Source organism: Polynucleobacter sp. MWH-UH35A (assembly GCF_018687075.1).
Taxonomy (GTDB): domain Bacteria; phylum Pseudomonadota; class Gammaproteobacteria; order Burkholderiales; family Burkholderiaceae; genus Polynucleobacter.
In genome coordinates this window covers 657785-680225 of sequence record NZ_CP061285.1, presented here as the reverse complement: position 1 = coordinate 680225, position 22441 = coordinate 657785, and the positions used below count along the sequence as shown (strand labels likewise).

Genomic DNA, 22441 nt, shown 5'->3' with positions numbered 1-22441 from the left:
AGTTAGGGCAATGACTAAATTACTTAGCGTGCGCCTTTTTCACCTCTAAGCGCCAAGCGTGTAATAAAGGTTCAGTGTAGCCGTTGGGCTGCTCAAGACCTTTGAAGATCAGATCACTAGCCGCTTTATAGGCATATGAATCCTGGAAATTTGGCATCATCGGCTGATACAAAGGATCACCAGCATTCTGACCATCCACCACTTTAGCCATACGCTGCAAAGTCTCATTCACTTGGTCAGCAGTCACGATGCCATTGAGCAACCAGTTAGCAATATGTTGACTTGAGATACGCAAAGTTGCGCGGTCTTCCATCAAACCTACGTTATGGATGTCAGGTACCTTAGAACAACCAACGCCTTGATCAATCCAGCGAACCACATAACCCAAGATACCTTGGCAGTTGTTATCCAACTCTTGCTGAATCTCTTCCTTAGACCAATTAGCCTTTTCAACCACCGGAATGGTCAACAAGTCATCGATCAATGCTTCAGCTTCTGCCTGGGTATCGAGCTTTTCCATTTCCTTTTGGAGCTCAGCGACGTTTACTTGGTGATAATGAAGCGCATGCAAAGTCGCAGCCGTTGGAGATGGCACCCAAGCAGTATTTGCACCTGCTTTAGGATGAACAATCTTCTGCTCAACCATGGCTTTCATCATGTCAGGCATCGCCCACATTCCCTTGCCGATTTGAGCGCGGCCACGCAAGCCACAATCCAAACCAGCAAACACGTTGCGACGCTCATAAGCAGATAACCATTTGCTGGTTTTCATATCACCTTTGCGCATCATAGGGCCCGCATACATCGCAGTGTGCATTTCATCACCAGTACGATCCAAGAAGCCGGTATTAATAAAGGCTACGCGAGCACCAGCTGCAGCGATGGCTGCTTTAATGTTCGCACTCATACGACGCTCTTCATCCATGATGCCTAGCTTCACAGTATCTGCAGGCAAACCGAGTAGCTTTTCCACGCGGCCAAAGAGCTCGCCCGCAAAAGCCACCTCTTCTGGGCTATGCATTTTAGGCTTCACGATATAGACAGAGCCCTTGCGTGTGTTGCCAATCGCTTGGCTTGCAGGGCGATTAATGTCATACAAGGCAATTAATACTGTCACTACCGCATCCAAAATACCCTCATAAATCTCTTTGCCCTCACCAGTAATGATGGCTGGGTTAGTCATTAAATGACCAACGTTACGAAGGAACAAGAGTGAACGACCGTGCAAGGTGACGATACCGTCTTTTGCATCAACAGCGCCAATACCGGCTTTGTACTTACGATCTGGGTTAAGCGCACGAGTAATCGTCTTATCACCCTTCTTCACCTCCTCAACTAGAGTTCCCTTGAGGATGCCTAACCAGTTTTCATAGGCAACAACCTTGTCATCGCCATCCACTGCTGCAATAGAATCTTCCAAATCCAAAATGGTGGAAAGCGCAGCCTCCAACACAACATCATTGATGCCTGCAGGATCACTTGCGCCAATCGTTTTGTTCTTATTAATTTCGATATCAATATGAATACCGTTGTTGCGCAAGAGGATTGAGCTTGGTGCTGCAGCCTCACCCTGATAGCCAACAAATTGCTTCTCATCAGCCAAACCAGTTGAAGTGCCATCCTTTAACTTCACAGATAATTTATTGCCATCAACTGTATAAGCTACTGAATCACGATGTGAGCCTTTAGCCAATGGAGCTGACTGATCCAAGAAGTTACGTGCATAAGCAACTACCTTTGCACCACGAATCGGGTTGTATGCACCAGTCTTAGTAGCGCCATCCTCTTCAGACAAGACGTCTGTACCGTAGAGGGCGTCATACAAAGAACCCCAACGCGCATTAGCCGCATTTAAGGCATAACGTGCATTGAGCACTGGAACCACTAATTGAGGGCCAGCTTGAAGTGCTAGCTCATCATCAACATTCTTAGTAGTAGCAGTAATTTTCCCTGGCACATCAACCAAATAACCAATCTCTTTTAAGAACTTGCGATAGGCAGGCATATCTTTAATCGGGCCTGGGTTAGCTTGGTGCCATTTATCCAAATCCAACTGAATGCGATTACGCTTTGCTAGTAAAGCATCATTTTTTGGAGTGAGGTCTTTAACGATTTCATCAAAGCCCTTCCAAAAATCAGCACTCTTAATGCCGGTACCAGGAAGGACTTTGTCTTCGATGAAGCGATATAAAGGAGTTGCCACTTGAAGGCTATTGCAGGTAGTGCGCGCAGTCATGTTGTTATCTTCTTAAACAAAAGTTAATAAATTAGGTCATTCAATACTGAATCAACTATTTTCCATCAATCCTGAAAAGGATGTTGGAGTAGGATGGTTTCATCACGTTCTGGGCCTGTAGAGACCATTGCGATTGGCTTACCCGCCACCTCTTCAATACGGCGCAGGAACTTTTGCGCTTCTGGGGGTAGCTTATCCCACTCGCGTATACCGAAGGTTGTACCCTTCCAGCCCGGGAAATCCTCATAAATCGGTTCGCAACGGGCTACAGATTCTGCGCCGCGTGGCAATACATCTAGTTTTTTACCATCCAGCGTGTAACCAACGCATAAGCGAATGGTTTCCAAACCATCCAGAACATCAAGCTTGGTGATGCAAAGACCAGATAAGCCATTGATCTGAATTGAACGCTTCAATGCAGCGGCATCCAACCAACCAGTACGGCGTGGACGACCGGTGACTGAACCAAATTCTTTACCGACTTCCGCTAAACGAACGCCAATTGGGTCTTGCTTAGCAGGATTGTCATGATCATAAAGTTCGCTTGGAAATGGGCCAGCACCAACGCGAGTGCAATAGGCCTTAGTAATACCCAAGATGTATTGCAATGAATCGGGTCCCACGCCAGAGCCAGCAGCAGCATTACCTGCTACACAGTTACTGGAAGTGACATAGGGATATGTTCCATGGTCAATATCCAACAATGTACCTTGTGCACCTTCGAACAAGAGATTTTGACCAGATTGTTCTGCGGCGTATAAAGCGCTAGAAACATCTACCACCATGGGTTTGAGACGCTCTGCGTAAGACATCGCTTCCGCTAAAGTCTTTTCATAATTCACTGGCTCAGCACCATAGTAATTGGTGAGCATGAAATTGTGATATTCCAAATTCTCACGTAATTGCTCGGCAAATTTTTCTGGATAGAACAAGTCCTGTACGCGCAATGCACGGCGGGCTACTTTATCTTCATATGCTGGACCAATTCCGCGACCTGTTGTACCAATCTTTGCCTCGCCACGCTTTTTCTCACGCGCATGATCAATCGCGACGTGATACGGCAGAATCAGAGTGGTTGCTTCTGAGATTTTTAAACGAGATTGCACATCTAAACCAGCAGATTCAAGCTCGCCGATTTCTTTAAAGAGCGCCTCAGGAGAGAGCACCACACCATTGCCGATATAGCAAATCACATTTTTATGCATGATTCCAGAAGGAATCAAACGCAAAATCGTCTTCTTGTCGCCGATGATAAGAGTGTGGCCGGCATTATGACCGCCCTGGAAACGAACCACAGCTTGCGCATGATCAGTCAACCAATCTACAACCTTACCTTTGCCTTCATCACCCCATTGAGTGCCAATGACAACTACGTTACGACCTTTTGCTTGCTGCTTTGAAGACATAATGAAATCCAAAAAGATAATTACAAAATAAGTTAACTGCTTAATGACAAATGTGTTGTGCTACTTTTTCTTTACTTCCCAAGTGCTCGCCTGCTTAACCAACTCACGATCGCATTGATATTCGGCAGCATCCACTGTTGCGCCTACCGGAATCTGTATCACCACCTCACCCTGAATTCTGAGGGTTGCAATCACTCGGTCCAATTCAGCATCCTCAATCCAAGGCGCTGAAATCACCATCTTGCGCGCATTCAAGGGCGATAAGTTGGCTAGAGTTAGCAAGTCCAATGAAAACCCAGTGGCAGGACGTGGGCGTCCAAAGGCCTGACCAACATGGTCATAACGTCCGCCTCTAGCGATAGGTTGCGGCAGTTGATCAACGTAAGCGGCAAACATGACACCGCTGTGATATTGATAGCCACGCAAATCTGCCAGATCAATACTGAGCTCTAAATGGGTCGATAACTTCGCAGTAGCGGCGACTAAACGCTCGAGATCCGCTAAAGCCTTGTCAATTGCCGCATGCTTGGGTAATGTTTTCCGAGCCTGCGCCAATACATCTGCGCAAGGACCATTCAACTCAGTTAAGGCGAGCAGCGCTTCAGCCACTTTTGCCGGCAAACAAGCCGCCCACTTATTCAAACGAGGGCGATCCTTGCTTTGCAACAAACCATACAGGGCTTCAATTGTTTCTTTGTCTAAGTTCTGACCATCTAAGATCCCCGCCAAAATGCCAGCGTGTGACAAATCCAGGTAAACCTTCTCCAGACCCGCAACAGAGAGCGTTTTAAGCAATAAGGTGATTGCCTCCAAATCGGCTTCCCAGGTGGCGCAACCATAAATCTCAGCACCAAGCTGCAACTCTTCACGTGCTGAGCTTCCTACTGGTGTGCGAGCATGCGCTACAGAGCCGGCATAACAAAGACGAGTGACGCCAGCACGATTTAAAAGGTGAGCATCAATCCGTGCAACTTGCGGAGTTATGTCGGCACGCAAGCCCAATGTCCGACCAGATAGTTGGTCTACCAACTTAAAGGTTTGCAGATTGAGATCAGAGCCTGTGCCGGTTAACAAAGAATCTAAGAATTCAAGAATGGGAGGAGCAACCAACTCATAACCATAGGACTGATACAAATCCAAGATGGCGCGGCGCAAAGACTCAACCTTGCGTGCCTCAGCAGGCAAAACATCTGCAATATCTTCAGGAAGTAACCAGCGATTCATGATTTGGTCTATTTGCTTTCTTATTTTTTGTGCAAGAACTTGAAGAACTCACCATTTGGCTCAACTACCATGACATCCTTCTTATCCTTGAAAGAGCTTCTATAGGCTTCCAAGCTTTGATAAAACTGAGCGAACTGTGGATCGCGCCCAAACGCCTCTGCATAAAGAGCGGTAGCTCTAGCATCACCAGCGCCTTTAATCTTTTGAGCATCACGATAGGCTTCTGCCAAGATCGTATCGCGCTGACGTTCCGCATTGGCCCGTATCTTGTCAGACTCTGCTGCACCCATAGAACGCAACTCGTTAGCCACACGCTTACGCTCTGCCTCCATCCGGCGATACACAGAATCACTGATTTCTGCTAAGAGGTCAACGCGCTTTAAGCGCACATCTACAATCTCTACGCCGATATCCGATGCATCATCAGCAACCTTCTTGCGAATACCCTGCATCACTTCTTCACGCTGATCGGAGATCAACTCACGAACAGTGCGCTTCGTAAATTCTTCATTGAGCGCTGAACGCACCAATTGCGTTAAACGGTCTTGGGCTAAGCGCTCATCCCCTTTAAAGCTAATAAAGAATTTACGCGGATCGACAATACGCCACTTCACATAAGAATCTACCAATAAGTTTTTCTTCTCAGCAGTGATGAAGCGCTCGGCTTCGGGGTTATCAATGGTCAAAATACGGCGATCAAAGAAACGCACGCTTTCAAAAGGTGCTGGTAGCTTTACTTGGATGCCCGGCTTCTCAATGACACGAACAATTTGTCCAAATGAAAACACCACCGCAAATTTACGTTGATCAACCACAAAGACGCTCGAAGACAAAATGTAGATCAGCGCAATAAAGCCGATACCGGCAGCAATTAAACGATTCGCATTCATTATCTGGACTCCCGATCACGACTGCGAAGACCGTCACGCTTATCGATAGCGCTATTTGATGCTGGCGCTGGTGTTACAGGAGTTGCACTAGAGGTCGAGCTTGAAGGATTTGCATTTCCACCGGTTGCACCACCAACTGTCACGCTACCTGTTGGCGTGCTTGTGGTTGAGGCAGCCTGTCCACTAGCAACCTGAGCACTCTCAGCGCTAACCTGGGCTACGATTTTATCGAGCGGAAGATACAGCAAGCTATTGCTCTTGGTTGTATCCACCAAGATCTTGGTGACGTTGTTATACATCTCGCGGATGCTATCGATATACATACGATCACGCGTCACTTGCGGTGCTTTTGCATATTCAACCAAGATCTGCTTAAAGCGGGTGGCATCACCCTCTGCGGTAGCCACTACTCGAGCCTTATAGCCTTCAGCCTCTTGAATCAAGCGCGCAGCCGTACCTTTGGCACGTGGAATTATGTCGTTGGCATAAGCCTGACCTTCACTCTTCAAACGCTCTTGATCTTGACCTGCCTTAACCGCATCATCAAACGCTGCCTGAACTTGTTCAGGAGGTTGCACGTTTTGCACAGTCACGCTAGTCACATAAATACCTGTTTTGTAACTATCCAAAATCTTCTGAATCGAGTTCGCTAAATCCACGCCAATCTTTTCACGACCTTCATACAAAACAGTATCCATTTTGCTGCGAGCAACGATTTCACGAACCGCTGTTTCGGCCGCTTGAACTACCGCCGCATCTGGATCACGGTTATTGAATAAATAATCTGTAGGATCTTTCAAGCGATATTGCACAGCAAAGCGCACATCGATGATGTTTTCATCCTCAGTAAGCATGGATGAATCTTTTTGATTAGTAGCTTTAATTAATACGGGGCGCCCTACTTCAACAGATCGCACGCCGGATAAATTGACCGTCTCTTCAGACTGAATCGGCCAAGGCATATGCCAATTAATACCTGGCTTGGCGGTGTAGTCATACTTACCAAAAGTGAGAATAACGCCGGCCTGACCTTCTTGAATAATGAAGAAGCCACTGCATACCCACATAAAGAAAACAATCGCCCCAGCGATAAGGAAGCTTGCCTTAGAGCCAAATGGATTGCTGAAATTAAAGTTAGGCGTATTGATACCGCCATTACCGCCACCATTGCTACCGCCTCCATTGCCGCGTTGTGATGGCGGAGGAATGTCCGTGCTGCTGGGTTTATAAGAGGAACCGCTATTAGCGCCTGGCTTTTTCTTGCCGCCAAAGATGCCAGCAATTCTGTCATTGAAATCGCGCCACAACTCATCTAAATCTGGCGGACCATCTGGCCTATTCACGGGATTCTGTGGCTGGTTCGGCTGAACTTCTACTGGCTTATTCGTTTCAGGATCTGCTTTAGGGGCTTGATCACTCGCCTGCCCGTCTTTGGCATCCTTGGATCCGCCGGCATTGTGACTATTGCCCCATCCTGGATCATTAACCGAAAAAAGGTCGAGAAATTTACGCGTCATTAGAAAAATAGCTTCGGTTGGCAATCGGATTAAATTCAGCAGATTCTGGTCGTTCGGGTAAAGGTTCTAAAAACTCATCCGGGGCCAATTGCTTCTTGGCACGGTTGTGCTCGACCCTTATTCTATCAGTCATTTGGGAGCATTCAGCTAAGGCCGAGCGAAGTAAATCAAGGCCCAAGCCGGTCTTGGCCGACAGGAAAACCTGGCTTGGAAAGCCCTGCCCATCACGCTCCAAAACAGCCCCTCGGGTAAAGGTTTGAGGCATCTGGTCGATCTTATTCATCACCTCAATCCGAGGGATGTCATCAGCCCCAATTTCCGCCAAAACAGCCTCAACTTCAGCCTTTTGCTCCCTAGCTACCGGACTGCACGCATCAATCACGTGCAAAATGAGGTCCGCATGGATGGTTTCATCCAAGGTGGCCCTAAATGCCTCCACCAACTGGTGAGGCAATTCTCGAATAAATCCCACTGTATCTGAGACCACAATCGAACCTACCCCGTCCAAATGAACCTTTCGAGAGGTGGTATCCAGGGTGGCAAATAATTGATCGGCCGCATAAGTCCCTGCTTTTGTTAGGGCATTAAATAAGGTGGATTTACCGGCGTTGGTATAGCCAACTAAAGAAACCGAGAATACATCTTTGCGATTTCGCGCCCTTCTTTGGGTGCGTTGTTGGCGCTGCAGTTTTTCCAACTCATTTTCTAAGCGCTTAGCTTTAGTAGCCAACATGCGGCGGTCTAACTCCATCTGAGTTTCACCAGGACCACCGCGAACGCCAATACCACCACGCTGTCGCTCTAAGTGACTCCAAGCCCTAACCAAACGCGACATGCGATAACGCACTTGCGCAAGTTCAACTTGCGTCTTACCGATATGGCTTTGCGCTCTTTGACTAAAGATATCCAAAATCAAACCGGTGCGATCCATCACATGAAATCCAATATGGCGTTCTAGATTGCGTTGTTGCGTTGGAGAAAGCGGGTGATTGAAAATTGCGAGCTCAGCGCCCTGCTCTTCCATGGCACGCTTGAGCTCATTTGCCTTACCTGAGCCGATAAACAGTGCGGGATCAGCTCTGCCCTTGCGGGCAATTACACTGGCTGCGGGTATAGAGCCAGCGCTATCAGCCAAAAGGCTGAGCTCTGCCATGCTGTCTGCAAAATCTTCGCGCCCCGTGTCTACTCCAACCAGAACAGCGCGAGCGGCATCTACTCCAGTTTTATACAGGGCTAGATTCTTCCAAACGGAAATCAATCGCACGAGCAGGAACGATCGTGGAGATTGCATGCTTGTAAACCATCTGCGTCACAGTATTGCGCAAGAGCACGACATATTGATCAAACGATTCAATATTGCCTTGCAACTTAATGCCATTGACCAGATAGATCGAAACAGGTACATGCTCTTTGCGTAAAGCATTGAGGAATGGATCCTGAAGTAGTTGAATTTTGTTAGGGTTGCTATTACTCATACTGCTCCTTAATTATTTTTTGCTTACATACTTTTTTGGGAGTCTTGCTTTTTTATATATCTCTTACTACACATCTTCACTACACATCTTTACCGCACATCTGCACTGCATATTAATTAACGACAAATTACTCTCATTAAGAACACATTGAGCCTTCTAAAGTGGGCTGATTTTTGAAAAAATCAAGCCCATTTCGAACGCAGAATGACAGCTTAGCCGAAATTACCGCTTTTTGCCTTTTTTGCCCTTATCGTCATCAACATAGGGGTTTTTGGCCGTATTCATCTGAATACGTAAGGGCGTACCGCGTAATTTAAAGACATCCCTAAAGCGACCTTCTAAATATCGCTTGTAGCTATCTGTCACCCCGCTCAGGGAGGTGCCATGAATCACCACAATTGGGGGGTTCATGCCCCCTTGATGGGCATAACGTAACTTTGGACGACCCATGCCAACGCGTTTTGGCTGTTGATGTTCAATCGCCTCTTGCAAGATCCGGGTCAAACGAGGGGTTGGTAGCTTTGCCATTGCTGCAGCGTAAGCGGAATCCACATCCTTAAAGAGCTCCTTAAGACCAGTCCCCTTTTTTGCGGAGATAGGATGGACGTTTGCAAAATCTAGAAAGCGCAGCTTTTGAGCAATCTCTAAGCGCGCTCGTTCTTTGACATAGGAATCCAAGCCATCCCACTTATTCACTGCAACCACTAATGCACGACCAGCCTCAACAATAAACCCGGCGATATGGGCATCTTGCTCCGATATATCTTGTTGCGCATCTAGCATCAAGATCACCACATTACAGTCGGCAATCGCTTGTAATGTTTTAACCACTGAGAATTTCTCAATCGCTTCAAATACTTTGCCACGACGACGTAAACCGGCGGTATCCACCAAGATATAAGGCTTACCGTTTCGCTCAAATGGCACTTCAATCGCATCACGTGTTGTGCCCGGCATATCAAAGGCAATCACACGCTCTTCGCCGATCAACTTATTGATCAAAGTTGATTTACCTACGTTTGGACGACCCACTACCGCAATCTTCATGGGGCGATTTGGATCTTTAGCTAAATCATCATCCTCTGGCTCTGCGATACCAAGCGAATCTAATGCATCGTCAATCAGACCGCGAACACCATCTCCATGCGCAGAAGAGATTGGAAAAGGCTCACCTAAACCAAGCTCATGAAAGTCCGCAGTAACAACACCCGCCTGCATACCTTCTGTTTTGTTGACCGCCAAAATGACTGGTCTACCAGTCTTACGCAAGAAATCAGCAATGACTCGATCTTGCGGGGCCATACCAAGACGACCATCCACCAAGAAAATCACAATATCCGACTCAGCAACCGCTTGCTTGGTTTGCTTTGCCATTTCAGCAACGATGCCAGTTTTTGCTACTGGCTCAAAACCACCAGTGTCTACACAAATAAATGCTCGCTCACCAATACGACCCTTGCCGTAGTGTCGGTCTCTCGTTAAACCAGAGAAGTCAGCAACCAAAGCATCGCGTGAACGGGTTAAGCGATTAAAGAGCGTCGACTTCCCTACATTAGGACGGCCGACAATGGTGATGACTGGATTCATTTTGGACTGTACGCCGCTATTTTTCCACCTTGAGATTGAACCAAGATGAGACCGCCTACCGCAATGGGGGCAGCTGAGATTGGACTACTGTCGTGACGAATACGCGCAACCATCTCGCCGTTCGCCTGTGAAAAAGCATGGATATAACCTTGAGCATCGCCCATTAACAAAACTCTGCCAACTGCGAGCGACTCACCTACGTCGCGATAAGTCAGCTGTGTGTTCTCCCAAACTTGCGTGCCATCTTTAGTTGCAAAAGCAGTCACATGGGATTTATCGTTCGCTGAAAAAACCATATCGCTACTTTGGGAAGTGCCGGTATAACTTGAATAGTCTTTAAACCATAAAAGATTGCCAGTGCGGGCTTGACCACAACCGATACGGCCCTGATAAGAAACTGCGCAGAGAATGTCACCCTCCATACTTGGCTTTGCAGTGACGTCATTCAAGCGCTCAATTTCTGAGAATCCCTTCGGAAAGGAAACCGGGGTCTCCCAAACCAAGCCGCCATTAGCAATGGCAATCATGCCAAAACGACCACCTGTGAAGCCCGTAACAATGACTTCATTTCCGATCGCAAGCATGCCATAACCGACGCGCAAGGATAAAGCGGACTGCTGACGCTGATAAGTCCATCTCTTAACACCTGTTTGCGCATCTAACCCTACAAAGCGATTATCGAGTGCGCGCACAACCACTATGCCAGCAGCTACCACAGGCTCACTTAACACTTCACTGCCAACGCTGACATTCCAGATGGGCTTACCCATATCGTCATAGGCATAAACCATGCCCTTCGTTGAAACTGCAACAGTGGTTCGACCATCGGATCCAGGGCCCACTGACAAGCGCTCAGGTACGGATACTTCCCACGTTTTATTGCCAGTTGCTAAATCAATCCTAGCTAGATTACCGCGGTGAGAGGCAACGTATACCGCATCCCCTGCAACAATCGGATGAAAGTTAAATGACTCAGATGAACCAATGCTGGTTGACCAGACCGGTTGCAAATCAAACTGATTCGTTACGGTAACTAACTCTGCAGGTTTGCGCACCCTGGAGCCGCCTGAACAGGCGACCAAAGCAATGACCGTGGCACTTAATACCAAGGCAGCGCCTATGCGCATGGGCAAACGCTTCATTCCTTTAGTCATCGCTTTAGTCATCACTTTAGTCATCACTGAGCAACTCCTCCAACAGCATCTAATTTAACTTTTAAGAGGCGACGTGCCTCCTCAGGAAATTCTTTTGCTTGATCTAATTTTTTCCAAGCATCTTGGTAGCTTGTTTTCGCTTCAGCATTTTTCTTTTGAGCCAAATACCAATCGCCACGACGCTCAAGCCATAAAGATTCAAAGCCAGCAATCGGCTTCTCTTTCAGGATTTGATCGGCTTCCGCAAAATCTTTCTCACCGCCCTGCTCAATGAGCTGAGTCACTAAACGCAATTTCGCTAATGCGAGATAACCGTCATTTGAGGCATTCTTTGCCGCCCAACGCAAATAATCTAATCCTTTGGCGCTATCTCCCGCATCCACTGCAATCCGTGCAGCAATCAAACTGGACATTGCTGCATAAGGCGTGCGTCCAAAATCTTTCTGCAAATCATCCGCTGCGCGTAAAGTCTGATCTTTGTCGCCCTTAGCAATGGCGCCCACCATGGTTTCATACAACTTAGAGGCTTCAAGTGCTTGACTATTACGCCACCACTGATAGCCGCTGTATGCAGCATAAGCAAACAATGCAACCGTTACTACGCCAGTGATGAGGTTTCGGTACTTTTGCCAAAACGCCTTGAATTGGTCTAATTGTTCTTGTTCTTCTAAATCTAAAGGCATGTCAATCCAAGCTAACTAATGGGTAATTAAAAGGTAATAAATAGGTAATTTATAGATATCAGACTTATTCTATTCGGAGGCGCCTACTAGCGCATCAATTGCGGCACCCAAGACATCTTCCAGGGGAACTGACTTTTGCTCGCCTGTGCCACGTAAGTCCTTGAGTTGCGCCTCATTTCTGGCCAATTCATCCGGACCAATAATGACCGCAAAGGCAGCCCCACTACTGTCAGCTTTCTTCATTTGAGACTTAAAGCTGGCCGATTGACCATCTGGAGGACAGAAAAGAATAGTGTCGATACCTGCACTGCGGAGGCGCTCAGCAATAATCATGGCAGCGGTCAATGTCTCACCGCCTTGATGCAATACAAAAATGTCGCATTGAGCTTGCGCTTCGGGCAAGGAACCAGAAACTTTCATGAGCTCAAGGACACGCTCCATCCCCATTGCCCATCCACAAGCTGGTGCAGCTTTACCACCCATGCGTTCGATCAATGGGTCATAACGTCCGCCACCAGCAATCGTGCCTTGCGCACCAAGTTCATCGGTTACCCACTCAAACACTGTGAGGTTGTAGTAATCCAGGCCACGCACTAAGCGCGGATTGATTTTGCAAGGGATATTATTGGCCTTGAGTAATTCTTGTACTGCATTGAAATGCTTGAGTGATTCTTCACCCAAGAAATCCAATAATTTGGGTGCCCCTTCAATCAAGGCCTGCATCTCCGGATTCTTAGAATCTAAGATACGCAATGGATTGGTCAACAAGCGACGCTGTGAATCTTCATCTAGTTGAGATTGATTCTTCTCAAAGTAAGTTACCAAGGCTGCGCGATGCTCAGCGCGCTCTGGCGCCTGGCCTAAAGAATTGATTTCTAGGCGCACACCCTTCAAGCCGAGTTCATCCCAGAGGCGTTGACCCATCAGAATGATTTCGGCATCGATATCAGGACCAGCAAACCCCAGGGCCTCAATGCCAAACTGGTGGAACTGACGATAGCGACCACGTTGTGGGCGCTCATGTCGGAACATGGGGCCGGTATACCAAAGACGCTTGGGCCCCTCATAAAGCAAATTATTTTCAATGACAGAGCGCACTAACGCCGCTGTACCTTCAGGACGCAAAGTGAGTTGCTCGCCATTCAAGCGATCTTCAAAAGAATACATTTCTTTTTCAACAATGTCGGTAACCTCACCAATGCCACGTTGAAATACGGCTGTTGCCTCAACAATTGGAGTTCTCAAAAACTCATAACCATAAGAACGAGTAAGATCGCGCAAAACATGCTCAAGATGTGCCCACTGCGCAGCATCTGCTGGCAGCAGATCATTCATGCCGCGCACGCCATTAATTTTTTGCGTCTTTTGTGCTTTAGCTTGCGCTTTCGGATCTTTACTTTGGTCGGTCATTTTTATTATTGTTGTACTTTGTTGTGCTTTATTTTTTGCAGATGTTTACTTAAATTTGAGATGCATAGTTCTGTTTGACGTACTCATCAACAATTACCTGAAACTCTTCGGCAATTTTCTCACCACGCAGCGTTTTTACTTTAACTCCATCCACAAATACTGGCGCCGCTGGGGTTTCGCCGGTTCCTGGCAAGGAAATACCAATATTGGCATGCTTGGACTCACCTGGGCCGTTCACGATACATCCCATTACAGCTACATTCATATTCTCTACGCCCGGATGGGTTTTCTTCCAAACCGGCATCTGTTGACGCAAATAAGACTGGATATTGGCAGCGAGCTCTTGGAATGTCGTACTAGTCGTTCTGCCGCAACCAGGGCATGCGATCACCATAGGCGTGAAGTTACGTAAGCCCATAGTTTGCAAAATTTCTTGAGCAACAATCACTTCGTTTTCACGAGGCGCACCTGGATCAGGAGTTAATGAAACACGAATCGTGTCGCCGATACCCTCTTGCAACAAGATGGCCATTGCTGCTGTTGAAGAGACAATCCCTTTACTACCCATGCCTGCTTCAGTTAATCCCAAATGCAATGGATAGTCAGAACGACGGGAGAGATCACGATACACCGCAACTAAATCTTGAACATTGCTGACTTTGCAAGAGAGCAAAATTTGATTGGGGTTCATGCCCAATTCGACAGCCTTTTCTGCAGATTGCAATGCTGACTGAATCAAAGCTTCAATCATGACCTCTTGCGCAGTCTTTGGAACTGCTAAAGCAGCATTGCTATCCATAATGGAAGCCAAAAGTTCCTGGTCTAGGCTTCCCCAGTTCACCCCAATCCGAATGGGCTTATCGTATTTGCAGGCTGCCTCAATCATTTGTGCAAATTGCGGGTCACGCTTTGCGCCCTTACCCACATTGCCTGGATTAATGCGGTACTTAGAGAGTGCCTTAGCGCACTCTGGGTAATCATTTAATAAGGTGTGGCCGTTGTAATGAAAGTCACCAATCAATGGCACCAATACATCCATCTTATCTAACTGCTCACGAATGTATGGAACTGCTGCTGCAGCCTCTGGCGTATTGACGGTAATACGCACCATCTCGGAACCGGCACGAGCCAATTCTTTTACTTGAATCGCTGTACCCACTGCATCCGCAGTATCGGTATTGGTCATCGACTGCACGCGCACAGGCGCATCGCCACCAACCGTGATGATGTTATTTTTCCAGGCAACTGTTGCTTGACGTGTTGCCCGCTTTGGCGAAGGACCTAAGGGTAAATTGGGCAATGGTGACAAAGAATTAGCTGAACTCATGGGATTAATCAGAATCTCATCTTTAATTTAACTTTTTGAGCCACTCAATCGGACGCTCAATGGGGTAGTCTTCAGATTTAATTTCTTCGATGTCAATCTCAGCGCTATGCACAGCACGTTCACGTACACGGGTGCGATCCACTACATCCCCCGCCAACTGTCCGCAGGCTGCGGCAATGTCATCACCGCGAGTCTTACGGACTGTTGCGACCATACTGGCATCCAACAAGATGCTCGCAAAGGCATTTACACGCTGAGCTGAGGAGCGTTTTAAACCAGATTCTGGGAATGGATTGAACGGAATGAGATTAATCTTGCACTTGATATTTTTAAGTAAGCGCACCAATTCTTTCGCTTGAATATCAGAATCATTCACGCCATCGAGCATGCAGTATTCAAAGGTTAAAAAGTCTCTTGGCGCAAATGGCAAGTAACGCTCACAAGCGTCTAGCAATTCACGCAAAGGATATTTTTGATTTAGCGGCACCAGCTGATCACGTAATGCGTCATTCGGTGCGTGCAAGGAAACAGCTAACGCCACTGGACAATCTTGTGCCAAGCGATCAATCATCGGCACTACACCGGATGTAGAAACAGTCACACGACGACGTGACAAACCATAAGCTCTGTCATCGAGCATTAAGCGCAACGCAGACACAACATTATCGTAATTGAGTAAGGGTTCGCCCATGCCCATCATCACCACATTCGAAATGACTCGGCCCGCGTGTTCCCAGCCGGGCGTAGGAAATTTTTCAATGCGACGAATTGCGTCTGGATCATTGCGCAAAAGGTGCTCAGCAAACCAAAGTTGCCCGATGATCTCGCCAGAAGTGAGGTTGCGTGAAAAGCCTTGATGCCCAGTAGAGCAAAAACGGCAATTGACTGCACAGCCCGCCTGAGAAGAGATACACAAAGTGCCTCGATCATCTTCGGGAATAAACACAGATTCCACCGCATTACCTGCACCCACGTCCAGCAACCACTTGCGGGTGCCGTCTAGGGCATGTTCATCTTTGATAACGGGGAGAGAAAGTACTTCGGCTTTATCTAGCAAAGTCGCTCTAAAGCTTTTTGCTAAATCACTCATGTCATTAATGTCCGACACACCTCGTTGATGTATCCACTGCATGAGCTGCTTTGCCCTAAAGGGCTTTTCATTCAACCCCGCGACATACGCTGCCATTTGGTCAGCGTCAAAATCTAAGAGATTTACGCGCGGGGAGGTCAATGCGCCTACTTATAAAAAGATAGGTGTTGATTAACGATTGAAAACATTCATGCCAGGGAAGAAGAATGCAACTTCCACAGCAGCAGTTTCAGGAGCATCAGAACCATGAACAGCGTTTGCATCGATGCTGTCAGCAAAGTCAGCACGGATTGTGCCTTTTTCTGCTTTCTTAGGATCAGTAGCACCCATCAAGTTGCGGTTCTTAGCAATAGCGCCTTCGCCTTGCAAAACTTGAATCATGACTGGACCAGAAATCATGAAGCTCACCAAGTCTTTAAAGAAAGGACGATCTTTATGAACGCCGTAGAACTGCTCTGCTTCATTTTGTGACAAATGTGCCATTCTGGAAGCAACAATCTTCAAACCAGCTGATTCGAAACGGTCATAGATTTTGCCGATGACGTTTTTAGCGACAGCATCAGGTTTGATAATAGATAGGGTGCGTTCAATTGCCATTCAAGACTCCAATAGTGATTTCAAAGGTATTTGCCAGATGGGGTTACTTGCCACCCCACTCCAGCGACCCCCGAATTATACATTGCCTGACCGTATTTACCCCTATGTCTGTAGGGCTAAGCCCTTGAATTTACAGGGCATAAGCCTTTAATTTGTAGGTCTTTTGGCAAGGGGCTTGAAATTAGGGTGTTTTGTCTATACTTATCCTCAACAGCCCTTCATGGGCTCTTGTAATCACTATACAAAGAAGGAGTCAATATGAGTGATCTGAACTCTTACGGCTTTGGCCAAACAGGCTCAATCAGTACCGTACAAGTACGCAACCGCGTACTCCGTAATACCTATGCGCTGCTTGCGCTGTCCATGGTGCCAACTGTTATCGGCGCCTGGCTTGGCGTTGCCATGGGCCTAGACCTCTTCTCCGGCAGCCCTTTTATTGGCTTCATGGTGTTTATGGCTGTTGCATTTGGTTTCTTCTGGGCAATCGAAAAGAATAAAGATACTGGCGTAGGCGTTCTTCTACTCCTGGGCTTTACCTTCTTCATGGGCATCATGATGTCCCGCTTGGTTGGCTTCACCCTCAATAGCTATAGCAATGGTGCAACACTCATTATGCTGTCCTTTGGTGGTACTGCAGCAATCTTCGCCACGATGGCAACCATCGCAACTGTCAGCAAGAGCGACTTCTCTGGCCTAGGTAAATTCTTGATGGTTGGCGTACTGCTCTTGATTGTTGCCTCCCTGGCAAACATCTGGTTGCAGTTGCCTGCTTTGATGTTGACTGTGATGGTATTGGCTATTGCAATCTTCTCTGCCTTTATTTTGGTTGACGTACAACGCGTCATCAACGGCGGCGAAACCAACTACATCATGGCTACTTTGGCTATCTACTTGGATGTGTACAACGTCTTCACCAACTTACTTGCCCTCTTGGGTATTGTTGGTGGCAATAGAGACTAAGCGATATCAATCCAACTTAGTCACACTGCAAAGTGTGATCTTCACTAAGGCGCCTGCGGGCGCCTTTTTATTTACTACTAACAAGCTTCCTGTGAATGATTTGTAGCTCTGTATTGCAAATAATTAAGCAGCTACAAACATACTCACAGCATAAGACAGTGCCATCAAAATGAGTAAGAGGGCAAAACTATCTGAGGCTTTCATGACGCACTCCCAAAAGTAAAATTGCGAATTGGGCAGCAATGCTTCACTGCACAAGTTCAATCTACTCTTCTATAAGACAGGCCCTAAGGTCTATTGCACAAAAATGGGGCAATTATGAACTGTTTTAGGTGAAACCGCTTCTAAATCAGAGGTTTAGAGACTCTTCGGGCGGTCAAATACGGCGATAGATTCAACGTGGGAGGTATGGGGAAACATATTAATAATCCCCGCACTACTGAGTCGATAACCTGCTTCATGGCACAAGATATCGACATCTCTTGCTAAGGTTTTGGGATTGCAAGAGACATACACAATGCGTTGCGGGAGCAAGTCACTTCCTTGTGAGTGCAATTCTGCAAGCGCTTTACAAATTTCCATCGCACCTTCACGTGGTGGGTCCATCAACCAACGCTCTGCTTTGCCCCATGAAGCTATTGTTTCGGTTGTGACTTCAAACAAATCGCTTCGCATGAAACTCGCTTTGTCGACTAAACCGTTATGTACTGCATTGGCCTTAGCTCGGGCCGTCAAACTCTCAAGCCCCTCAATACCTAAAACTTGTTTTGCTTTTCGTGCAAGTGGTAATGTGAAATTACCAATGCCGCAGAACAAATCCAGCACGCGATCTGTTGGCTTTACCTCTAGCATCCGAATCGCCCTACTCACCAATGCACGATTCATCATGTGATTGACTTGCGTGAAATCCGCAGGTTTAAATGGCATCTCAATTTCAAACTCGGGCAGACGATAGCAAAGCTTGCCGGTCTGCGGGTAAAACGGCGCTACGGTCTCAATACCCTTGGGTTGCAGCCAGATCCAGACTTGATGCTGATCAGCAAAAGCTCGCAGGAGTTGTTCGTCTTGTGTTGTTAGCGGCTTGAGATTGCGAAATACCAAGGCGGTAACTGGTTTATTTTTCTGAGGGTCGTCAGAATGAGGATCTTCTGGTTCGCCAACAGCAATTTCAATCTGCGGCATGCGATCAACAATCGATAAACCCATGACGAGCTTGCGCATCTTTGGCAATAAATCCGACACATGCTTGGGCAAGATCTCACAGGCCAGCATATCTGCTACATAACCGCTTTTACCTTCATGAAAACCAATGAGCACTGTGCCCTTTTTAATAGACCGATTTACAGCGCTTAAGCGTGCGCGATGACGATATTCCCAAGTGGGTCCTCCCATGGGGCGGAGAATTTCATCGGGCTTTACTTTAGCAATATGTTGCAAATCATCTTCAAGCACTCGCTGCTTCATTGCCACTTGTGCACGAATTTCTAAATGCTGCATAGTGCAGCCGCCGCATACGCCAAAAGCTTTGCATTTAGGCTCAGTTCTGAATACTGCGGGCTTAAGAATTTCACGGACCTTGGCTTTACTAAAGCGCGCCTTATCGCTAGTGATGGTGTATCTGACCAACTCTGTTGGTAATGCACCCTTGATAAATATGACTTTGCCGCCTTGGTCTTGCGTTACCTCTTCTTCACTTGGCGCTAGGCGGGCGATTCCTTGTGCATCAAGATCTAGCGCCTCCACTCTAATCGGCTCAGCCACTTCAATATTGACTGGCTTATCTCCTCTACGCATCCGCTGAAAAACCTTGGAGGTATTCTTGCCACTGACCACCGTTAGGCTCTTTGGCTTCTTTTTCTAAATAGGCTTTTACAAACTCAATCTCTTCCTGATACTCCTCAAGAGAAAAGCCACCACGCAACAACTGAAAGCGACAATACATGAGATAAGTATTAACGACATCAGTCTCGCAGTAACGGCGGATGTCATTGATCTTGCCATCTTGATAAGCAGGCCATACTTGGCTACCGTCCATGCCCATCTTGCCCGGAAAACCGCACAGCTTAGCCAAACCGTCTAAAGGTGCGTTTGCACGACTATTAAATTTAGCCAATAAATCCATCATATCGAGATGACGCATGTGATAACGACTAATGTAGTTATTCCACTTAAACTCTCGGCTATCAGAATCTTGACTCTCGCCCATCTCCCAATAGCGTGGGGCTTGTACATGATTCGCTAAGGCGCGATAGTGCAGCACTGGCAGATCAAAACCACTGCCATTCCAAGAAACCAATTGAGGCGTGTATTTTTCAACTAGATCAAAGAAGGTCTGTATGAGGACCTTCTCATCATCTTGCGGCGTACCCAAAGTGCCGACTTTGATTTGTGGCAAACCCTCTTTTGTGGTTCTACGAATGACGCAAGAGATGGCAACAATCTTTTGTAGGAATAAGGGAAGGAATTCACTGCCTGTTTTAGCAGACCGATCTGCCATAGCCTTGCTAGCTACCTCAGAATCGCTCATCGAATCTGGAAAATCCTCCAGACGACGCAAGCCCGCTACATCTGGGATGGTTTCGATATCAAATACAAGTACGGTGGCCATGCGGTTTTACTGCAATATCACTGCAAATACGGTATTGGATTGACTGGTTTACCGTTCACGCGTAACTCAAAATGCAGCTTTGCAGATGTAGCATCGGTATCGCCCATCTCGGCAATCTTTTGACCTTTACGAACAGTATCACCCTCTTTCACCAAGAGTTTGCTGTTGTGGGCATATGCTGTCAGATAAGTATTGTCATGTTTAATAATCACTAGATTACCGTAGCCACGCAAACTGTTGCCTGCGTAAACCACCTTACCGTCTGATGCTGCGAGCACAGGCTCGCCCACTTTACCGGCAATATCAATCCCTTTATTGGTCTCACTGAACTCACCAGTAACCTTGCCTTTAACGGGCCATGACAAACGAATACCTGGCTCAGCAACCACTTCTGATTTTGCTGGCTCTGTAGTCGCTGCTGGAGTTGAGGCAACAGACTTATCTACCGCAGGTTTTTTATCAACAACGACGGCAGTAGATTTAGAGCCACTAGGCGCTTTAACCAAAATCAAATCACCCACTTCAATCACATTTGGGTTGAAGCTGGGATTAATTGCTTTATTCCACTGAGCGACATCGCGTGGAGCCTGACCATGGTCTAACGCAATCCGCGCCAAGGTATCACCTTTTTTCACACGATAGTAACCAGGAGGAGCTGGTTCACTTGAACCACCACTGCGGTCGACCACATTTGCCGGTTTTGCGCGGGGCGTTGTAGAGCAGCCAGTAATCAGCACCAAAGATGCAGACAGGATTGCAATCAAAAGGCTTTTGGATGAATTCATCATGGAATTTGAAATAGATTTCATACTACCCCTGATTGTAAGGGCACAAAAAAGACCTCGTCCAGCACGGTTCTTTGGTAGCGTTGGGAGCTCATCCTCTCAACCATAACGAGCTGCTGCTCTTTGTCATTTTTGGCAACTGGCGCAACGAGGCGTCCACCGATCGATAACTGGTCTAACAGGGCATCTGGGATGCCCAGACCTGCTGCCGCCAAAATAATTCCGTCAAATGGTGCCGCTTGAGGTAAACCCAAAATACCATCACCGTAAATTAGGCGCAGGTTATTAATCCGAAATGGACGCAACTTAGATCTGGCCATGTCATGTAAAGGACGAATTCGTTCAATGGAGTAAACCTCGTCGGCTAACAAACTTAAAACTGCTGCTTGGTATCCACAACCAGTCCCGATTTCTAAAACTTTACCAAGCTTGTGTTTAGGCTTGTGTAACAACTCAATCATGCGTGCTACTACTGAAGGCTTGGAAATAGTTTGCTCGTGCCCAATCGGTAATGCCGTATCTTCGTAGGCTTGCGCATGCAAACCCGCATCCATAAATGCATGGCGTGGAACGGTAGCAATAGCTTCTAATGTTTTTCCGTGCTTAACGCCACCAGCATGCACTTTGGCCGCTAAGGCTTGCCGGTATGCGGCAAAGCGTTCAGTGGGAGCCTTCAACCGCGATCCCAGCCATTAGCACGCATCGCCGCTAAACGCGCGTGGTGCGTTAAATCCAATTGCATTGGTGTAATCGAAACACAGCCTTCGGCAATCGCATGAAAATCCGTTCCCTCCGAGCCCTCTTTGACATCACCTGCCGCACCGATCCAATAAATTTTTTCACCACGAGGGCTATCTTGCACTACTACTGGCTGTGAATGATGACGATTACCCAAGTGGGTTACACGCCAGCGATACAGGTCTGCATAAGGGCGATTGGGAATATTGACATTAAGTAGTGTTGCTACGCCATCAGTGTGATTTTTACTTAAAGCGGAGACCAGCATTTGTGCAACTACATCGTGCGCTGCCTTAGCAGCATCTTCAATACGATTCCAGCCGCGATCAATTTGTGAAAAGGCAATGCCGGGGACTCCAAACATGACCCCCTCAATAGCAGCAGCGACCGTGCCTGAATAAAGCGTATCTTCGCCCATATTCTCACCTTGGTTGATGCCGGAGATCACGAGATCGGGCTTCTCATCTAAGAAACCAGTCATGGCAACGTGCACGCAATCCGTAGGAGTGCCATTGATGAAAAAGAATCCATCACGTTCACCACCAGCTACTCGATGAATCGAGAGCGGTCTCGAGAGCGTTAAAGAGTTTGATGCCCCACTATGGTTTTGCTCTGGAGCTATCACAGTGATACGTCCCAATGGACGAACGGCATTAACCAAGGCTAATAAGCCAGGCGCTAAGTAGCTATCATCATTAGAGACCAAGATGTGCGGTTGACGATTGCTCATAGGAATAGGCTTTCTGATTCTCTT

General features: G+C 47.2%; 19 protein-coding genes and 1 pseudogene. 1 reads left to right on the top strand and 19 read right to left on the bottom strand.

The features are described from left to right. Positions 1 to 19: 19 nt before the first annotated feature. The 14 genes from ICV36_RS03625 to ndk form a co-directional block, all read right to left on the bottom strand. Positions 20 to 2236, bottom strand: coding sequence for a malate synthase G (locus ICV36_RS03625; RefSeq protein WP_215401190.1), 2217 nt, complete (start codon positions 2234 to 2236; stop codon positions 20 to 22). A gap of 65 nt (positions 2237 to 2301) precedes the next feature. Continuing rightward, on the bottom strand, positions 2302 to 3642 hold the full coding sequence (locus tag ICV36_RS03620) for an adenylosuccinate synthase (RefSeq protein WP_215401188.1): 1341 nt from the start codon (positions 3640 to 3642) through the stop codon (positions 2302 to 2304). Positions 3643 to 3702: 60 nt separating this feature from the next. Further along, positions 3703 to 4866 carry an ATP phosphoribosyltransferase regulatory subunit gene (locus tag ICV36_RS03615; RefSeq protein ID WP_215401186.1) on the bottom strand — a complete coding sequence of 388 codons (1164 nt, stop codon included), beginning with the start codon at positions 4864 to 4866 and terminating at the stop codon, positions 3703 to 3705. Between the two features lie 20 nt (positions 4867 to 4886). Continuing rightward, complete coding sequence (gene hflC, locus ICV36_RS03610; RefSeq protein ID WP_215401184.1) at positions 4887 to 5756, bottom strand: protease modulator HflC; 870 nt, start codon at positions 5754 to 5756, stop codon at positions 4887 to 4889. Next, positions 5756 to 7273 (bottom strand): FtsH protease activity modulator HflK, encoded by a 1518-nt coding sequence (gene hflK / locus ICV36_RS03605; RefSeq protein ID WP_215401183.1) that lies wholly within the window; start codon positions 7271 to 7273, stop codon positions 5756 to 5758. Before hflK ends, hflC begins: the two co-directional genes overlap by 1 nt. Continuing rightward, on the bottom strand, positions 7263 to 8537 hold the full coding sequence (hflX, locus tag ICV36_RS03600) for a GTPase HflX (RefSeq protein WP_256438091.1): 1275 nt from the start codon (positions 8535 to 8537) through the stop codon (positions 7263 to 7265). The genes hflK and hflX overlap by 11 nt, the downstream gene beginning before the upstream one ends. After that, positions 8497 to 8748, bottom strand: coding sequence for an RNA chaperone Hfq (hfq, locus tag ICV36_RS03595; RefSeq protein ID WP_215401181.1), 252 nt, complete (start codon positions 8746 to 8748; stop codon positions 8497 to 8499). Before hfq ends, hflX begins: the two co-directional genes overlap by 41 nt. Positions 8749 to 8970: 222 nt before the next feature. Beyond that, the gene (der, locus tag ICV36_RS03590) at positions 8971 to 10335 is read right to left on the bottom strand and encodes a ribosome biogenesis GTPase Der (RefSeq protein ID WP_215401180.1); all 1365 of its coding nucleotides are present in this window, start codon (positions 10333 to 10335) and stop codon (positions 8971 to 8973) included. Further along, complete coding sequence (bamB, locus tag ICV36_RS03585; RefSeq protein ID WP_251375071.1) at positions 10332 to 11513, bottom strand: outer membrane protein assembly factor BamB; 1182 nt, start codon at positions 11511 to 11513, stop codon at positions 10332 to 10334. Before bamB ends, der begins: the two co-directional genes overlap by 4 nt. Then, a complete protein-coding gene (locus ICV36_RS03580; protein ID WP_215401179.1) occupies positions 11513 to 12172 on the bottom strand; it encodes a tetratricopeptide repeat protein in 660 nt (219 codons plus the stop codon). The genes bamB and ICV36_RS03580 overlap by 1 nt, the downstream gene beginning before the upstream one ends. 69 nt (positions 12173 to 12241) lie before the next feature. Further along, complete coding sequence (hisS, locus tag ICV36_RS03575; RefSeq protein ID WP_215401178.1) at positions 12242 to 13582, bottom strand: histidine--tRNA ligase; 1341 nt, start codon at positions 13580 to 13582, stop codon at positions 12242 to 12244. Between the two features lie 49 nt (positions 13583 to 13631). Then, positions 13632 to 14909 (bottom strand): flavodoxin-dependent (E)-4-hydroxy-3-methylbut-2-enyl-diphosphate synthase, encoded by a 1278-nt coding sequence (gene ispG / locus ICV36_RS03570; RefSeq protein WP_215401176.1) that lies wholly within the window; start codon positions 14907 to 14909, stop codon positions 13632 to 13634. A gap of 22 nt (positions 14910 to 14931) precedes the next feature. Further along, positions 14932 to 16140, bottom strand: coding sequence for a 23S rRNA (adenine(2503)-C(2))-methyltransferase RlmN (gene rlmN / locus ICV36_RS03565; protein ID WP_215401175.1), 1209 nt, complete (start codon positions 16138 to 16140; stop codon positions 14932 to 14934). Between the two features lie 30 nt (positions 16141 to 16170). Then, a complete protein-coding gene (gene ndk, locus ICV36_RS03560; protein ID WP_215401173.1) occupies positions 16171 to 16596 on the bottom strand; it encodes a nucleoside-diphosphate kinase in 426 nt (141 codons plus the stop codon). Positions 16597 to 16854: 258 nt separating this feature from the next. Between ndk and ICV36_RS03555 the strand changes: the two genes are divergently transcribed. Next, entirely contained in the window at positions 16855 to 17556 is a 702-nt protein-coding gene (locus ICV36_RS03555) for a Bax inhibitor-1 family protein (RefSeq protein WP_215401171.1), read from the top strand. A 357-nt stretch (positions 17557 to 17913) separates the two neighbouring features. Here the strand turns inward: ICV36_RS03555 and rlmD are convergent, their stop codons facing one another. The 5 genes and pseudogenes from rlmD to surE all read right to left on the bottom strand — a co-directional run bounded on the left by rlmD (position 17914) and on the right by surE (position 22417). After that, the gene (gene rlmD / locus ICV36_RS03550) at positions 17914 to 19350 is read right to left on the bottom strand and encodes a 23S rRNA (uracil(1939)-C(5))-methyltransferase RlmD (protein ID WP_215401169.1); all 1437 of its coding nucleotides are present in this window, start codon (positions 19348 to 19350) and stop codon (positions 17914 to 17916) included. Next, a complete protein-coding gene (locus ICV36_RS03545; RefSeq protein WP_215401165.1) occupies positions 19343 to 20164 on the bottom strand; it encodes a 3'-5' exonuclease in 822 nt (273 codons plus the stop codon). Before ICV36_RS03545 ends, rlmD begins: the two co-directional genes overlap by 8 nt. A gap of 17 nt (positions 20165 to 20181) precedes the next feature. After that, the gene (locus tag ICV36_RS03540; protein ID WP_215401164.1) at positions 20182 to 20973 is read right to left on the bottom strand and encodes a peptidoglycan DD-metalloendopeptidase family protein; all 792 of its coding nucleotides are present in this window, start codon (positions 20971 to 20973) and stop codon (positions 20182 to 20184) included. Further along, positions 20970 to 21593 (bottom strand): annotated as a pseudogene (locus ICV36_RS03535) (protein-L-isoaspartate(D-aspartate) O-methyltransferase); the annotation flags it as partial. The gene ICV36_RS03540 and the pseudogene ICV36_RS03535, both read right to left, overlap by 4 nt. Before the next feature lie 29 nt (positions 21594 to 21622). Then, positions 21623 to 22417, bottom strand: coding sequence for a 5'/3'-nucleotidase SurE (gene surE, locus ICV36_RS03530; protein WP_215401162.1), 795 nt, complete (start codon positions 22415 to 22417; stop codon positions 21623 to 21625). Between the last annotated feature and the right edge of the window lie 24 nt (positions 22418 to 22441).

Excerpts from the sequence above, each read along its gene's own strand:
- ICV36_RS03625 (WP_215401190.1), bottom strand. The coding sequence starts at position 2,236 with ATGACTGCGCGCACTACCTGCAATAGCCTTCAAGTGGCAACTCCTTTA.
- ispG (WP_215401176.1), bottom strand. The coding sequence starts at position 14,909 with ATGAGTTCAGCTAATTCTTTGTCACCATTGCCCAATTTACCCTTAGGT.
- ICV36_RS03615 (WP_215401186.1), bottom strand. The coding sequence starts at position 4,866 with ATGAATCGCTGGTTACTTCCTGAAGATATTGCAGATGTTTTGCCTGCT.
- der (WP_215401180.1), bottom strand. The coding sequence starts at position 10,335 with ATGAATCCAGTCATCACCATTGTCGGCCGTCCTAATGTAGGGAAGTCG.
- hfq (WP_215401181.1), bottom strand. The coding sequence starts at position 8,748 with ATGAGTAATAGCAACCCTAACAAAATTCAACTACTTCAGGATCCATTC.
- ICV36_RS03545 (WP_215401165.1), bottom strand. The coding sequence starts at position 20,164 with ATGGCCACCGTACTTGTATTTGATATCGAAACCATCCCAGATGTAGCG.
- hflC (WP_215401184.1), bottom strand. The coding sequence starts at position 5,756 with ATGAATGCGAATCGTTTAATTGCTGCCGGTATCGGCTTTATTGCGCTG.
- rlmD (WP_215401169.1), bottom strand. The coding sequence starts at position 19,350 with ATGCGTAGAGGAGATAAGCCAGTCAATATTGAAGTGGCTGAGCCGATT.
- bamB (WP_251375071.1), bottom strand. The coding sequence starts at position 11,513 with ATGACTAAAGTGATGACTAAAGCGATGACTAAAGGAATGAAGCGTTTG.
- surE (WP_215401162.1), bottom strand. The coding sequence starts at position 22,417 with ATGAGCAATCGTCAACCGCACATCTTGGTCTCTAATGATGATAGCTAC.
- ICV36_RS03620 (WP_215401188.1), bottom strand. The coding sequence starts at position 3,642 with ATGTCTTCAAAGCAGCAAGCAAAAGGTCGTAACGTAGTTGTCATTGGC.
- hflK (WP_215401183.1), bottom strand. The coding sequence starts at position 7,273 with ATGACGCGTAAATTTCTCGACCTTTTTTCGGTTAATGATCCAGGATGG.
- ndk (WP_215401173.1), bottom strand. The coding sequence starts at position 16,596 with ATGGCAATTGAACGCACCCTATCTATTATCAAACCTGATGCTGTCGCT.
- ICV36_RS03540 (WP_215401164.1), bottom strand. The coding sequence starts at position 20,973 with ATGAAATCTATTTCAAATTCCATGATGAATTCATCCAAAAGCCTTTTG.
- hisS (WP_215401178.1), bottom strand. The coding sequence starts at position 13,582 with ATGACCGACCAAAGTAAAGATCCGAAAGCGCAAGCTAAAGCACAAAAG.
- ICV36_RS03555 (WP_215401171.1), top strand. The coding sequence starts at position 16,855 with ATGAGTGATCTGAACTCTTACGGCTTTGGCCAAACAGGCTCAATCAGT.
- ICV36_RS03580 (WP_215401179.1), bottom strand. The coding sequence starts at position 12,172 with ATGCCTTTAGATTTAGAAGAACAAGAACAATTAGACCAATTCAAGGCG.